Origin of the sequence: Flavobacterium sp. LHD-85 (genome assembly GCF_030929595.1) — a bacterium.
In the GTDB taxonomy this organism is placed as follows: domain Bacteria; phylum Bacteroidota; class Bacteroidia; order Flavobacteriales; family Flavobacteriaceae; genus Flavobacterium.
Window position 1 is genome coordinate 1 of sequence record NZ_JAVFVR010000018.1, and the last position, 15,758, is coordinate 15,758.

15 protein-coding genes are annotated in these 15,758 nt (G+C 31.7%); 13 read left to right on the forward strand and 2 right to left on the reverse strand.

Translation table 11 applies throughout. The annotated features are described in order from the left end of the window. Positions 1-753: 753 nt before the first annotated feature. From thrS to RB618_RS21975, 13 genes are all read left to right on the forward strand, one after another. On the forward strand, positions 754-2,700 hold the full coding sequence (gene thrS, locus RB618_RS21915) for a threonine--tRNA ligase (protein WP_308070765.1): 1,947 nt from the start codon (positions 754-756) through the stop codon (positions 2,698-2,700). 16 nt (positions 2,701-2,716) lie between these two features. Then, positions 2,717-3,271: a translation initiation factor IF-3 gene (infC, locus tag RB618_RS21920; protein ID WP_095931668.1), complete on the forward strand. Its 555-nt coding sequence runs from the start codon at positions 2,717-2,719 to the stop codon at positions 3,269-3,271. Between the two features lie 126 nt (positions 3,272-3,397). Beyond that, the gene (rpmI, locus tag RB618_RS21925) at positions 3,398-3,595 is read left to right on the forward strand and encodes a 50S ribosomal protein L35 (RefSeq protein ID WP_008464950.1); all 198 of its coding nucleotides are present in this window, start codon (positions 3,398-3,400) and stop codon (positions 3,593-3,595) included. Between the two features lie 175 nt (positions 3,596-3,770). Then, entirely contained in the window at positions 3,771-4,115 is a 345-nt protein-coding gene (rplT, locus tag RB618_RS21930; RefSeq protein WP_008464948.1) for a 50S ribosomal protein L20, read from the forward strand. Positions 4,116-4,225: 110 nt separating this feature from the next. After that, on the forward strand, positions 4,226-5,041 hold the full coding sequence (locus RB618_RS21935; RefSeq protein ID WP_308070766.1) for a hypothetical protein: 816 nt from the start codon (positions 4,226-4,228) through the stop codon (positions 5,039-5,041). Positions 5,042-5,061: 20 nt separating this feature from the next. Beyond that, positions 5,062-5,634 carry a Crp/Fnr family transcriptional regulator gene (locus RB618_RS21940; protein ID WP_308070767.1) on the forward strand — a complete coding sequence of 191 codons (573 nt, stop codon included), beginning with the start codon at positions 5,062-5,064 and terminating at the stop codon, positions 5,632-5,634. Between the two features lie 79 nt (positions 5,635-5,713). Further along, positions 5,714-6,148, forward strand: a complete 435-nt coding sequence (locus RB618_RS21945; RefSeq protein WP_308070768.1) for a carboxymuconolactone decarboxylase family protein — start codon at positions 5,714-5,716, stop codon at positions 6,146-6,148. 425 nt (positions 6,149-6,573) lie between these two features. Continuing rightward, positions 6,574-8,046, forward strand: a complete 1,473-nt coding sequence (locus RB618_RS21950) for an ATP-binding protein (RefSeq protein ID WP_308070769.1) — start codon at positions 6,574-6,576, stop codon at positions 8,044-8,046. A 2-nt stretch (positions 8,047-8,048) separates the two neighbouring features. Then, positions 8,049-9,800: an ATP-binding protein gene (locus RB618_RS21955; protein ID WP_308070770.1), complete on the forward strand. Its 1,752-nt coding sequence runs from the start codon at positions 8,049-8,051 to the stop codon at positions 9,798-9,800. Next, entirely contained in the window at positions 9,800-11,605 is a 1,806-nt protein-coding gene (locus RB618_RS21960) for a hypothetical protein (RefSeq protein ID WP_308070771.1), read from the forward strand. The genes RB618_RS21955 and RB618_RS21960 overlap by 1 nt, the downstream gene beginning before the upstream one ends. A gap of 8 nt (positions 11,606-11,613) precedes the next feature. After that, positions 11,614-12,282 (forward strand): response regulator, encoded by a 669-nt coding sequence (locus tag RB618_RS21965; RefSeq protein ID WP_308070773.1) that lies wholly within the window; start codon positions 11,614-11,616, stop codon positions 12,280-12,282. A 145-nt stretch (positions 12,283-12,427) separates the two neighbouring features. Beyond that, a complete protein-coding gene (locus RB618_RS21970; RefSeq protein ID WP_308070774.1) occupies positions 12,428-12,595 on the forward strand; it encodes a hypothetical protein in 168 nt (55 codons plus the stop codon). Positions 12,596-12,662: 67 nt separating this feature from the next. Further along, positions 12,663-13,466, forward strand: a complete 804-nt coding sequence (locus RB618_RS21975) for an endonuclease/exonuclease/phosphatase family protein (RefSeq protein ID WP_308070775.1) — start codon at positions 12,663-12,665, stop codon at positions 13,464-13,466. Position 13,467: 1 nt separating this feature from the next. On the opposite strand, the gene RB618_RS21980 is transcribed toward RB618_RS21975, so the two are convergent. Further along, positions 13,468-14,727: an asparagine synthetase B gene (locus RB618_RS21980; RefSeq protein ID WP_308070776.1), complete on the reverse strand. Its 1,260-nt coding sequence runs from the start codon at positions 14,725-14,727 to the stop codon at positions 13,468-13,470. Positions 14,728-15,071: 344 nt separating this feature from the next. Continuing rightward, positions 15,072-15,737 (reverse strand): response regulator transcription factor, encoded by a 666-nt coding sequence (locus RB618_RS21985; protein WP_308070777.1) that lies wholly within the window; start codon positions 15,735-15,737, stop codon positions 15,072-15,074. Positions 15,738-15,758: the final 21 nt, after the last annotated feature.

The window sequence follows — 15,758 nt, forward strand, 5'->3', positions numbered from 1 at the left end:
TCGCTGTTGCGGGTGCAAAAGTAGAACCTTTTTCCGCTTTTCCAATGCTTTTGCCCAGCTTTTTTTGATCTTTTTTTTGATTATTTCCTAACTGTCTGGCAACGGACAGTTTACATTTCAGGATTTTTTAGCTTTATGTGGGGTTTTTCTGAATACAACCTTGTTTTTGATATTTTTTGGCGCTTCCCGCTTCCCCATTCTGCAGAATTTTCAGCTTTTCCATCTCTTTCCTGAAAAGATTTCAAGCCTCAAAGCTTCTTTTCCGCCATTTCTAATCTCGCAAAGGCGCTAAGCCTGCCCTTATCTTTCTTCTGGAAACCGCATCCCATAGCCCCGATAGGAGCGGAAATCCTTTTTGGGCCGGGGTTCGGCCCAAAAGATTGAAGCGCATAGCGGGAATAGCTCCTAATTAATATTAAAACTCCAATATTCCAAATTCCAAATTCCAAAACTCGATGCGCTTCGCTCCGCTCAGACCGGCAGTCGAGGCTTTCTCCTTATTATACAAACATAAGACGCACTGCAGTGCGTCTCTACGGGAAATTGGAATTTGATTAATCTTATTATACATCTATACACATATAATAAAAACAAACCCAACAGGTTTTAAAAACCTGTCGGGATAAGAACGAGAATTACCCTTATATATAATAATGAGTAAAAACTATACTATATATAATAAAGTAAACTTCTACATATATATTGTATGTATTTTTGTAATCATGTATATTTGCATTCACAAAATTATAAACAATGATCAAGATTACTTTACCCGATGGGTCAATTAGAGAGTTCGCTTCGGGCGTAACTCCAATGGAGGTCGCTAAAAACATTAGCGAAGGTTTTGCAAGAAATGTTATTTCTGCATCTTTTAATGGTACAACTATTGAAACCGAGACTCCATTAACGACCGACGGTAATCTTATTTTATATACTTGGAATGATGCGGAAGGTAAAAAAGCTTTCTGGCATTCGACTTCGCACGTAATGGCTCAGGCTCTTGAGGAATTGTACCCTGGAATTAAATTAACTCTAGGACCTGCAATTGCCAACGGTTTTTATTATGATGTGGATTTTGAAGATCAGAAAATTTCTGAAGCTGATTTCAAAAAGATCGAAGATCGTATTCTTGAAATCGCAAGAGGAAAATTTGACTTTAAAATGCGTCCTGTAACTAAAGCGGAAGCTTTAGAAATGTATAAAGACAACGTTTACAAGACTGAATTGATTTCAAATCTTGAAGACGGGACTATTACTTTCTGTGATCATGCAACTTTTACTGATTTATGCCGTGGTGGACATATTCCGAATACAGGAATTATCAAAGCTGTAAAAATCATGAGCGTTGCTGGCGCTTACTGGAGAGGTGACGAGAAAAACAAACAGTTAACTCGCGTTTATGGAACTTCGTTTCCTAAACAAAAAGATTTAACGGAGTATCTTGAACTTCTTGAGGAAGCAAAACGTCGCGATCACCGTAAGTTAGGAAAAGAACTTGAATTGTTTGCTTTCTCTCAAAAGGTCGGTCAAGGTTTGCCGTTATGGCTACCAAAAGGTGCTGCGCTTAGAGATCGTTTAGAGCAATTTTTAAAGAGAGCCCAGAAGAAAGCTGGATACGAACAAGTAGTTAGTCCGCATATTGGTCAAAAGGAGCTTTATGTTACTTCTGGTCACTATGCAAAATATGGAGCCGACAGTTTTCAGCCAATTCATACGCCAGCAGAAGGTGAAGAGTTTTTATTGAAACCAATGAACTGCCCTCACCACTGCGAAATTTACAATGTAAGACCTTGGTCATATAAAGATTTACCTAAGCGTTATGCTGAATTTGGAACTGTTTACAGATACGAGCAATCTGGCGAATTACATGGTTTAACTCGCGTTAGAGGATTTACTCAGGATGATGCGCATATTTTCTGTACTCCAGAGCAATTGGACGAAGAATTCAAAAAAGTAATTGACCTTGTATTGTACGTATTTGGTTCATTAGGCTTTGAAAACTTTACTGCTCAAATTTCATTGAGAGATCAGGAGAATAGAGATAAATATATTGGTACTGATGAAAACTGGGAAAAAGCCGAAAGCGCCATCATTAACGCCGCAAAAGACAAAGGTCTTAATACTGTTGTAGAATATGGCGAAGCAGCGTTTTACGGACCAAAACTTGATTTCATGGTAAAAGATGCCTTAGGAAGACAATGGCAGTTAGGAACTATTCAGGTGGATTATAATTTACCTGAACGTTTTGAATTGACATACAAAGGTGCTGATAATGAATTACATCGCCCTGTTATGATTCACAGAGCTCCTTTTGGATCTATGGAACGTTTTATAGCAATTTTACTTGAACATACAGCAGGAAATTTCCCACTTTGGCTAATGCCTGAGCAGGCTATTATCTTGTCTTTGAGCGAGAAATACGAAAATTATGCTAAAAAAGTTTTAGATTTGCTAGAAAATCACGAAATTCGCGCCCTAATTGACAACCGAAACGAAACTATCGGTAAGAAAATTAGAGATGCAGAAATGCAGAAAATCCCATTTATGCTTATCGTTGGTGAGGAAGAAGAGAAAAACGGTACGATTTCTATTCGCCGCCACGGTCAAGAAGGAAAAGGAAATATCACAGTTTCTATCGAAGAATTTGCTTCGATTGTAGACGAAGAAATAAAAAAGACATTAAAAGTATTTACAGTTTAACTTAAATTAGAAAGTCATAGCAATAAAAAGTAACAGAGGTTTTCAACCTCGAGTAGAGAAAAAAGATGCGCACAGAATAAACAATCTTATTCGTGTTCCTGAAGTACGTCTTGTAGGTGAAAACATTGAACCAGGGGTTTTTAAAATCGCCGATGCGCTACGTTTAGCTGACCAATTTGAATTGGATTTAGTTGAAATCTCGCCAAATGCAGAACCGCCGGTTTGTAAAATCATGGATTACAAGAAATTTGTTTACGAACAAAAGAAAAGAGATAAGGCATTAAAAGCCAAGTCTTCTCAGGTTGTTGTAAAGGAAATTCGATTTGGTCCTCAAACTGACGAGCATGATTATGAATTTAAAAGAAAGAACGCTGAAAAATTCTTAAAAGAAGGAGCTAAATTAAAAGCTTTCGTTTTCTTCAAAGGACGTTCTATCATTTATAAAGATCAAGGTCAGATTTTATTATTACGTCTTGCTCAAGATTTAGAGGAACATGGTAAAGTTGAAGCTATGCCTGTTTTGGAAGGAAAGAGAATGATTATGTTCATTGCTCCTAAAAAGAAAAAATAATTATTTGCTTTACAGTAAGCCTTAAGCTTTAAGCAAAAATTCAAACATTTGCCTAGAGCTTAAAGCCTACTGCCTAAAGCTTTTGAAAATATAAGTAAGTAAGAATAAATTAAAACACTAGGAAAAATGCCTAAAATGAAAACAAAATCTAGCGCTAAGAAACGTTTTAAAGTTACTGGCTCTGGAAAAATTAAAAGAAAGCATGCTTTTAAAAGTCACATCTTGACTAAAAAATCTAAAAAACGTAAATTAGCTTTGACTCACTCAGCGCTAGTTCACCAAACAGATATGAGAAGCATTAAACAACAATTAAGAATTATCTAATAAGTCTAAAGTTGGAAAGTCTTAAAGTCAAAAGTAATTTTCTTTCGACATCAGGCTTTCGATATTTGACTAAAGATTTTCTTTAGGTTAAAAAATTATTTATATAACCTTGGAGTATGGCTTTAAGTTCCTTTGATTCAATTCAGGACGCCTGCTACAAAAACACATTAAAATTATGCCAAGATCGGTAAATTCAGTTGCTAAAAGAGCAAGAAGAAAAAAAATAATGAAGCAAGCCAAAGGTTTCTTTGGAAGACGTAAAAACGTTTGGACAGTTGCTAAGAATGCAGTAGAGAAAGCGATGAGCTACGCTTACCGCGATAGAAAACAAAACAAAAGAAATTTCCGTTCATTATGGATTCAACGTATCAACGCTGGAGCTAGATTAGAAGGAATGTCTTATTCTCAATTCATGGGGAAAGTTAAAGCTAACGGAATCGAATTGAACCGTAAAGTTCTTGCAGATTTAGCTATGAACCACCCAGAAGCTTTCAAAGCTATTCTTAATAAAGTAAAATAAACGTTTTATAAACTCAATTTAAGATTACTTACTTATTATAAAAAAAGCCATTCGTTTATTCGAATGGCTTTTTTGTTTTTATTATCTTTCGATCCGAACACAATAAAGAAATGAAAAAACTCTTTGTATTCTTATTCCTTACACAAATACTTTGGACAAAAGCCCAAGAGAGTAATTTGGATAAAAACTCCGTGCAAACAATCGTTGGTATAATTGACAAACGTGATGCTGGCTGTCTCTCGGAAATTAGGAGAGCACAATTTGATTTTAAATCTAGAGAAGTCCTTTGTAATATTATTCCCGAAGGATCTCTTGACAGCAACTACAATAGACATTATCCTTATTTAATAAATTTACTTAAAGAAAAGGGAATTGCTTATTCTGAATCTTTTGAACCCGAGTTCTCACCAATTTGGAGTTCAGATAGTGCGAATAAATACCCTTTAGTAACAAATTGCTACTGCAAAGCATCTAATGAATTGTTGAATGTAAAATATGGTCGAAACTTCATTAAAAACATTGAAAAGACTGCTGACAGTTTGTATGTGATGAGTAGAATACACATACCTTTTGAATATCCTTATGGAGTAGATTATTACTGCATGATATATCCAAAAGCTCGAGACTTCCTCGAGCAAAAGATTCAAATTCAAAAAGATTTTTTCTCTTCGTTTGCATTGCCTAAAAATTTTATTCAAAGCAATGAAAAAAGAGATTTTTTTGCCAAAACTAAATTTACAATTAATAAAGACAATTCAATATCCAACATTACTGTAAAGATTGAATTTAAGAATCCGCAAAATGAAAAGTTTTACAATTTGATAGCAGACCAAATCAACGCATTTATTAAACATGCAGACTGGACTGCTGCGGTTAGTAATGGCATAAAAGTAAATAGTAACTTTGATATCAATTTCTACAATTAAAATATATAAATTTCAAAGTAATGCAAAACTCACTTATCCTTCATATTAAAAAATTCATTACTCTTGAACCTTCAGATATTGATAAACTAGAATCATGTCTAGAACTTTCGAAAATAAAAAAGAAAGAACACATTTTAGAAGAAGGCCAAATCTGCAATACAATGTATTTTGTTGTTAAAGGCTGTATGAGACAATATATCATCAATTCTAAAGGCACGGAACAAACACTTCAATTTGGCATTGAAAATTGGTGGATTACTGATTATTTGAGCTATCACAATCACATACCTTCAAGCTTTTATTTGCAGGCAGTCGAAAACTCAGAAGTTATTGCAATTGATAAAAACGTTTTAGAATCCTTACTAATTGAAATTCCGAATCTTGAAAGGTATTTTAGAATCGTCACTCAAAAAAGTTTCGGTGCCATGCAAATGCGAATTAAATTCTTATTTACAATGTCAGCCGAAGAAAGATACCATCACTTTAACGACCATTTCCCAGAATTTGTTCAACGCGTTCCCCAGTATATGCTTGCCTCCTATTTAGATTTCTCTGCAGAATTTATGAGTAAAATACGAGCTGGAAAAGTCTGATTTGAATTTCTTGAAGTAGTTCAAGTTTTTAAGAGTATCCATTACTGACCTTTGTAATGAACTTTTAAAACATATAAAAATGAAACCAAGAATTGTTATCCCACAAGTTGCTCCCGAAGCTTATCAGGCCATGTTAGGCTTAGAAAAATATATTGCTTCAACATCTTTAACTCCAGTTCACAAAGAATTAATCAAAATTAGAGCATCGCAAATTAACGGCTGTGCCTATTGCATAAAAATGCATACTGCCGATGCCAGAAAACTAGGGGTTACAGAAGAGCGCATATACTTATTAAGTGCATGGCGCGAAGCCGATTTTTATTCTGAAGAAGAAAAAGCAATACTAGCTTTGACCGAAGAAATTACTTTAATAAGCAATCATGTTTCTGAAGAAGTTTATCAAAAGGCAGCCCAATTATTTGATGAAAAATACCTTGCTGAAATCATTCTAGCGATTATCACAATTAATGCTTGGAATAGAATAGGAATTACAACTGGAATGAGAGCTATTTAAGTTTTATAAAGATAAGTTTTACAACATTTTAAAATTTTAACAACCCTCACTCTGAGGGTTTATTTGTATATCATTGTAAATGAATACTAGAAAATAAAAAAAATACATTTTTTGCAAAAACAGGTATTTATACTCTTTTACAGGAATTCAGATTTTTTATTTTTGGCGCATGATACCAAAAAGAATACAATTAATAACCTCTATTGCCTCCCTTTTATTAGTGCTTTTTTCTTGTCAGAAAGACAACAACGATAATTTAAAAGAGCTAAATAACAAGTTAGAAATTCAAAAAAAATATAGACAAAGCTGCGGTTTTTTACCAAAACTATAATAATAGCGATAGTTCCTTTTTTTACTATAACAAAGCAAAATTACTTTGTGATCCCAAAAAAGACCCTGATAATTATGCAAACATTCTTAACCATATGGCAGATATCCAACTTAATCATGGAGACCATATTGGAAGTGAAACTACAATAACCGATGCAATTCCTTATTTAAAGTCAATAAAGGATCAAACAAATGTTTGGAATATTTATACAACTTTAGGAACTAACTATCTTCGAACTTATAATCTTAATGATGCTTTGCTCTATTATAATAAAGCATTGGGTCTTAAAGTAGATGAATCTAGAAAATCATTAACTAAAAGTAATATTGCAACTGTTTTATTAGAACAGCAAAAATATGATGAGGCCTTACAGATTTTTTTACGTTTATCCACTCAAAAAGAACTGCAACAGAAGCCAGAATACAATGCAAAAAATATAGACAATATTGGTCTGTGTTATAACAAGATGAATGATCCGAAAGGAATTCAGTATCTGAATCATGCCTTAGAAATTAGAAAAGGGCTCAAAAATATTTCAGGAATTGGCACTAGCAATTTCCATATTGCAAAATATTATGATGAGACCAAAAATTATGTTCTAGCCAAAAAACATGCTCAGTTGAGTTATGAAAGTTATACAAAAGCCAACTCTATGGAGGACCGTCTTAACGCTTTAGCATTAATTATAAAAAACAGTAATGGGTCGGAGCTAAAGAAGAATTCTTTATTGTATGTTGCCTTGGTTGACAGTGCTTTTGAGGTTAGACAAAGAGCTAAAAATAAATTTGCAAAGATCAAATATGATTCAAAAAGTGAAAAAGAAGAGAACTTAAAACTTAGAACTCAAAAAGCGCAAAAAGAACTTCAAATAGAAAAACAAAAAAACAAAAATATAATCTCCTATCTTATTATTATTTTAAGTGTTATCATCATTTTTATTATATACTATTATTTAACATCAAAAGTTAATAAAGAAAAAATTGAAGCAACATATAGAAGTGAAACTCGAATTGCTAAAAAATTACATGATGAATTAGCTAATGACATTTATCACACGATTGCATTTACGGAAAATAAAAATCTTTCGATTGCAGAAAATAAAGATCAATTGATGCGCAATCTAGATGCAATTTACACAAGAACAAGAGACATTTCGAAAGAAAACAATCCAATTTCTACTGATCAAAATTACGTTTTACACTTAAAACAAATGATCTCTGAATTTAGTACTCCAGATATAAATCTTATGCTCAATGGCCTCAATATAGTTTCGTGGGATGCTATCGACCAAAATAAGAAAGAAGCGATTTACCGAATACTTCAGGAGTTACTTGTGAACATGAAAAAACATAGCAATGCAACATTAGTAAGTATCAGTTTTAAAAAAGTAGAGAAATATATTATTGTAAACTATAATGATAACGGAAAAGGCATTGATGCTAAAAAAATAACTTTTAAGAATGGACTACACAACATTGAAAGTCGTATTACGAAAATAAGAGGAGAAATTTCATTTGATTCTTTACCAAATAAAGGGTTCAAAGCTACATTTAAATTTCCATCTTAAAAATGCAAACAACTTTTCCATTTATACTTTTTTATAAATTAAAAATGTTCCTCCTATTTTTTGGAATTATATTTTTAATGCATGCATGCGAAACTAAAACAACTCAAAAAATACGGCAAAAGAAATATTCTGCTGAAATCGAAAAATTTGTAGCTAAAGCAGATACATTTTATGACCATAACAAAATTGACAGTTCACTACTTTATTATAACAAAGCACTGGCTCTGTCCAATCCAGATGTAGACCATGTTCAATACGTTTATATACTTTCTTCTATTGCCGACATTCTTACTATTGACAGTGATTATGCCACGAGCGAAGAATTACTAACAAGAACTCTCCCTTATTTAAGCAAAATAAAAGAACCAATATATGCCCGTAATGTATATTCATACATGGCATACAATTATTATAACACTTATGATTTTGAAAACGCACTATTATATCACAAAAAGGCACTAAAACAGCCAGCAACATCATACAAAAAGGCAGTAATTTTAAACGATATAGCCACAGTTTTCATAGCTCAAAAAAAATATAAAACAGCTGTCGAAATTCTGAAGCCATTAACGTCAGAAAAAATAATATTTAAAAAGTGGCCTCGATATAGCAATCAATTTCATGCCGATGTTCTTTTAAACCTTGGATATTGTTATTTTAAGCTAAAACAACCTAATGCAATTAAGTATTATGAGGAAAGTTTAAAAATTGGCATCAAAGTAAATAATGAGTATTCACTAGATTATACTTATCGCTTACTCTCAGAGTTTCATCAAGAAAGCAATCCCAAGCTTGCACTTATCTATGCAAAAAAATCATATGAACAAGCTTTCTTAGTAAAATCAGCTAGAAACAGAGCAAACTCTCTAGCCCAACTAATAAGAACAAGTGAAGGAAATGAGCTCAAAAAATATTCGCATGATTACATTAAAATAATTGATAGCATTACTGAAGGAAGGAGGCGTGCAAAAAATCAATTTTCAAACATGAAATATCTTTCCAAAAAAGATAAAGACGAAAATTTACAGCTAAAAACAGATAAAATTGAAAACGAACTTCAATTAGAAAGAGAAAGAAACAGAAATTTTATCTTATACGTCATTATTGCTTTCAGTCTTACAACATTACTGTTTTTATTTTATTATTTAATTTCAAAAGGGCGAAGAGAAAAAATAGATGCTGTATATACAAGTGAAGCCCAAATAGCTAGAAAACTTCACACTGAACTCTCATACGACATTTATGAAACTCTTTCTTTCGCAAAAGAAAATAATCTAGGATATGATAATAAAGAAAAGTTTCTATCTCATCTAAACAATATTTATTCAAAGACAAGAAACTTATCCAGAGAAAACAGCGAAATACTTACCGATGAAAATTTCGAAAAAGTTCTTAAAGAGATGATTTCCGGGTATTCAAGCTCTAAATTAAACATCATCACAAATGGTTTAAGTACGTTTTCTTGGTCCAAAATTGATCGTGCAAAAAAAATTACTGTTTTTCGCGTTATTCAGGAAATTTTCAATCAAGTAAAAACTCGCAATAATTTCTCTCTTGCAAGTATAACATTTAAAATGGATGAAGAAGAAATTATAATAACGTACGCTGACAATAGTAGCGAAATTCACGATCAAAATAATTTAAACGAAAGATTTGCTAATATTGAAAACCGTCTAAAATTGATAAAAGGCACTTTTAATGTTTCTTTAAACCAAAGTCAAGGTTTTAAGGTTTTAATTAAATTTCCATTATAATGATTAGAGATTTGCTTTACTTTTTTCAAAAAAAACACATTCTTTATTGTTTGCTAATCTGTTGTGCTATTTTTATTGCCTTTCTTTCTATACAATCTTCGGACACTAAAAAATCACCTTTAAGTTATACCAAACCCGATCGTTTGCCAGAAATAAAACAAACATTGGAAAAGGCACATGCTTTTTGGGACGCTGGAAAAGGCGACAGTGCTTATTTTTATTTTAATAAAACTCAATTATTATGTGAACCAAAAGAGAATTATGCCGATTATTATGTGGAATCACTAAACTATATTGCTGAAATTTTACAAAGATATGGCGATTATTATGAAGTAGAAAATACACTCGTAAAAGCCTTTCCATACTTAGACAAGACAACTAATGTAAAGTATGCCGTTAATGCTTATACATTTATGGCTTATAACTATCATTCTACTTATGACTATGAAAAAGCATTGTATTATCACAAAAAAGCATTAAAAAAGGCCTTCTCCACATTTAGAAAATCACGTATAATATCTGAAATTGCCTTTGTTTATATGGAACAAGGAAAATATCAGGAGGCTATAGATTTACTAGAACCGATAGCCTGGCTGAATATCGAGGACAAAATTACTCCTTCAAATACAGGTTATCAACGTACCGCTAAACTATATAATTTGGGGCTTTCCTACCTCTATCTCGGAGGTCACAAGCAAGAAGCCTTTGATTGCTTTAATGAAAGTCTAAAAGTAGCTCTTACTTTAAATGATGACTACGAACTAATTACCTGCTATTATGCCTTTTATAAATATTACAAAAAATACAATAATCCTGAACTCAAAAAAAACAATATTGAGAAAGCTTATTATTATGCCAAAAAATCAAATTCTAAACTCTACGAGATTAACATGTTAGGTTATTTGATCAAAGCTGAAAATGATGAAAATATTGACAATACTGAAAGTTTAAAAAAACATTTGAAAATTTATATAAGAAAAACGGATAGTCTCATGACTGCCAGAAAAAAAGCAAAAAATCAATTTGCCGATATTATTTATAATTCAAAGAAAGATAAAGAAGAAAATTTAGAACTAAAAAATCAAAAAACAGAAAATGAATTACTGCTTCAAAGGCACAAAAACAGAAGCTATATCTCTTATGTCATAATTTCTGTCAGTCTTCTATCATTAATTTTTATAGCTTTTTATATAACCAAAAAAGGAAGAAGAGAAAGAACCAGTGAAATTTTTAAGAATGAAATGCGCATTACTGAAAAATTGCAGTTTGAACTTGAAAAAGATATTGACAAAATCTTGCAGTTTACAGCAAAAAGCGATTTAGAAAAAGAAGAAAACAAAGAAAAACTCCTTTCTCATTTAAACAATATCTATTCAACAACAAGAAACATATCTAGAGAAAACAGCGAAATACTTACCGATGAAAATTTCGAAAAAGTTCTTAAAGAAATGATTTCAGGATATACCAATCCAAATTTGAACATCATAATAAATGGAGTAAATACTATTTTATGGAATAAAATGGATCGAGTAAAAAAAATTGTTCTTTTTCGTGCTATCCAGGAAACTCTCAATCAAATGAAAACACTGAACGATGCTACATTAATGAGTTTAATATTTAAAAAAGAAGAAGAAAATATTGTAATACTATACTCTGATAATGGCCATAAAATCAAGCAAAAATACGGTATTTTAGAAAAAAGACTACAAAATGTGGAAAACCGTATTGAAACAATAAAAGGAACATTTAATTTTGATGCAAATTCAGAAAGTGGTTTTAAAATAAGTTTCAAATTTCCTATATAACCCAATATATGTTTAAAAAAGTTTTAGTTGCCGAAGATTTAGATAGTATCAGCATTGCAGTTGTTCAAGTACTTGAAGAGCTTAAAGTTCCTGTAATTAACCACGTGAAATATTGCGATGAAGGTTTGCTTAAAATTAAAAAAGCACTGGCTGATAAAGAACCTTATGATTTATTGATTACAGATTTATCATTTAAATCAGATCACAGAAAAGTAAGCTTAAATAGTGGCGATGAACTTATTGATGCCATAAATAAAGTGCAACCAAATCTAAAAAAAATAGTTTTTTCTATAGAAGATAAAAGTTATAGAATTAAAACACTTTTTAACGAACTAGGTATTAATGCTTATGTATCTAAAGGAAGAAATAGTATTTCAGAACTAAGAAATGCTATTGAAAGTACATTTAATAATGAAGAAAAAATACTTTCTTCTGATTTGTCTTTTAGTTTTAACGATAAGTCCTTAATCGAAATTGAATCGTATGATATTTCCATCTTAAAACTTTTATCGCAAGGATATATTCTAGAGAGTATTTCAAAAGAGTTTAAAGATTTATCTATAACTCCTAACGGAACAAGCAGTATAGAAAAAAGAATCAATAAACTAAAAATTTATTTTAAAGCTAACAATAATGTGCATTTGATCGCAATTGCAAAAGATTTCGGATTGGTGTAATTTCTACAACTCTTTACGGTTTCCCGTAAGGATTGCACATCTGATACTGCTATATTTGTGATACTCTATCAATTAACCGATGAAACCAAAAAGTAAAGCGAGTATTATATTCTCTAAAATTAATACTACTCAAAATAAAATTATTATGAAAACAATGTTACTCTGCCTTTTTTTATCTCTAAGTTTTGCTGTTATTTCTGAAAGAACAGGCTGGCTTGAAATTGATTGGAAAATAATATTTATTCCAGCATTATTAGTATTGCAAATTATAATTATTGGGACTGCGTTAAAAAATAGATATAAAAAACATTAATTAATTTTAAGAAGGGCTTAATTATTGCTGGAAGGGAAGATTCATATCTTAGCTTCATTAATTGTACATGAAAAAAACGCTCAGTCTAGTCTTATTATTATTTACATTTTTATCTTTTGCGCAAACCAAAGTAGTATCATGGAATATTGAAAACTTTGGAAAATCCAAAACAGACACCCATCTAAATTACGTTGCAAAAACAGTTTCCAATTACGATATAATTGCAATTCAAGAAGTTGTTGCAGGAAATGGAGGCGCACAAACTGTTGCAAAGCTTGCAGAATTACTTAATCAAAAAGGAAATAAGTGGGACTACACAATAAGCGATCCAACTTCTAGCAGCAGTTACAAAACCGAGCGTTATGCATTTATTTGGAAAACCCGCAAAGTCAAATTAAAAAACAAACCTTGGCTAGAGAGGAAATTTAGTGTAGAAATTGATCGTGAGCCCTATTTTGCCACATTTGAGATCGACAGAAAAACTGTTACTCTTGTCAATTTTCACGCGATAACACAAAAGAAGCAACCTGAAACTGAAATCAAATATTTCAAGTTTTTACCAAACGAACACCCCTCTTTAAATCTCGTTTTTTTAGGCGACTTTAACTGTCCCGAAAAACACTCTGTTTTTAATCCTTTAAAAAAAATGGGGTATAACTCTATATTCAAAAACCAAAAAACGACTCTTAAACATAAATGCAAAAACAATATTTGTCTTGCCTCTGAGTTTGACAATATTTTTTATAAAACATCAAACCTAAAAATCATCAATTCTGGCATTGTTAAATTTTACGAAGATTTTGATTCTTTACAAAGCGCCAGAAAAATATCTGACCATATTCCGATTTGGTTTGAGTTTTCTTTAAACTAATTTACGTTTTAAGTTTCTTTTTTCTAGCGGCAGGAAACAAAACATTATTCAAAATCAATCTATAACCTGGCGAATTAGGATGTAAATCTAAAACCGTTGGCGGATCTCCAACCTGATGCTGAAAATCTTCTGGATCATGTCCGCCAAAAAAAGTAAACATTCCTTTGCCTTTTTCTCCATGAATATATCTAGACTCACCGTTTAGTTCGCACGTACCCATAATCAAAATATTTGATTTGATCAATGAGGTATCAAATGAAGTTGTTTGTCCCATAAAACCTTTCACTAATTGTGTATGGTTCTGACACAACATACTCGGAATTGGATCCCATTTTGCTGAAAATTCCATTAATGTAAAATAATCTTTCTCCATTACAATACGCCTTTTCGTCGTCATATCGATATCTGAAAACTCGTAAACTTCTGGTCTTCTTTCTAAAGTGAAATTTTTGAAAGCAAAAGAATTGTTATAATTTAATTTTGACTGGTAATTAGATTCACTCGGATCTCCGTCAAACATGGTTTCGCAAATATCGACACCATCGGCAGCAAGTGCAATATCAAAACTATCTGTTGCAGAGCACATGGCAAACATAAAACCTCCGCCAATTACAAAATCTCTAATTTTTTTGGCAACCGCTCCTTTTTCTTGAGATACTTTTCCATATCCTAATTTGGCCGCCAGAGCTTCTGCATCCTTTTTTTGATCAATATACCAAGGTGTATTTTTATACGCTGCATAAAATTTTCCATACTGTCCTGTAAAATCTTCGTGATGCAAATGAAGCCAATCGTACATTAATAGCTGATCACTTAAAACTTCTTCATCATAAATTGGAGTAAAAGGAATTTCGGCATACGTTAAAACCAAAGTCACAGCATCATCCCATGGCTGTTTTCCTTTTGGAGTATAAACGGCAATTTTTGGCGCTTTTTCCAAAATAACTGATTCCATATTCTGGGAAGGACTCGAAATTTCATTTAAAATAGATGTTTGTTCGCTATCTGAGATAACTTCAAAACTAACTCCTCTTATCTTACACTCTTTTCTAATTTCATCAGCATCAGGAAGTAAAAAAGAACCTCCACGATAATTTAAAAGCCAACTTGCTTTATAATCTCTACTTAAACACCAATAGGTAATTCCGTAAGCTTTTAAATGATTTTGCTGTGTTGTTTCGTCCATCGGAAGTAAGATAAACGAAGCTCTAGCATTAAATCCTGCTAGTAGTATAAAAAGGTAGAGTAAACTCTTATTCATCAGAAAATTATTTTAGTAAAGATATAAAAGGCCGCAAGAAAAAAAGAACGCTTACAACCTTTTCTGACACAATAGAATGTTAAATAAGAAAGCTCGAAAAAAAGATGACTTTCAACGATAAAAAAACAGGTAAAAATACCTGTACTTTGATAGAATTTTCTCTATAAATTTGTTGTCCCAAGTTCACAGAACTAATCGCTGTAAAAAATTAACCACTATGAAGTTTAATGAAAGTAACAACCAACAAAAGGGTTTAAATATGATTCAGAAAATAGGTTTATGTGTTCTTGTGATAACAATCATATTGTATTATGTATTGTCAATTCAATTTTTGACAGCATAATTTAAATCGTTAAAACTGCTAATTCATTTTGAATAGCATAAACAACCAAACCAGCTATATTTCTTGATTCTGTTTTAAGCAATAAGTTGTTTCTATGTCCTTCTATAGTTCTTGGGCTCAAAAAAAGATGTTCTGCAATCTCCGCAGTAGTTTTCTGCTGGCAAATTAATTGCAAAATTTCAATTTCACGAGGCGAAAGAAAATTAGTCTCTAACCCCCCTCTTGAATTTTTAGGAGATACTATTGTTTCTTGAATTGTTTTTAAAACATTCTCATTATAATAAAACCCTTTTTTTGCTACTTCGCTAATTGTATGAATTAGATCTTTTGGAGTCGTATTTTTAATTAAGTACGCCACAGCGCCAACTTGAATCATATTTGCGATAAAAGATTTTGTATCATAACTGGTCAATGCAATAATCTTAATATCAGGAAAGAGTTTTTTAATAATTTTAGTGGCCTCGACTCCGTTTAAAACTGGCATCTTTAAGTCCATTATTATTATATCGGGTTTGATTTCTCTCTCGCTTAGTTGAGAAATAAGCTCTTCTCCGTTTGAGGCTTCAAAAATAACGTCTATATTTTCTTCCCTCTGTAGTAAAAAAGAAATTCCTTTTCGAAACAAAATTTCATCATCAACTAGAGCAATTTTAATAACAGAATTCATCTTATTTGATTTTGGTCGTTT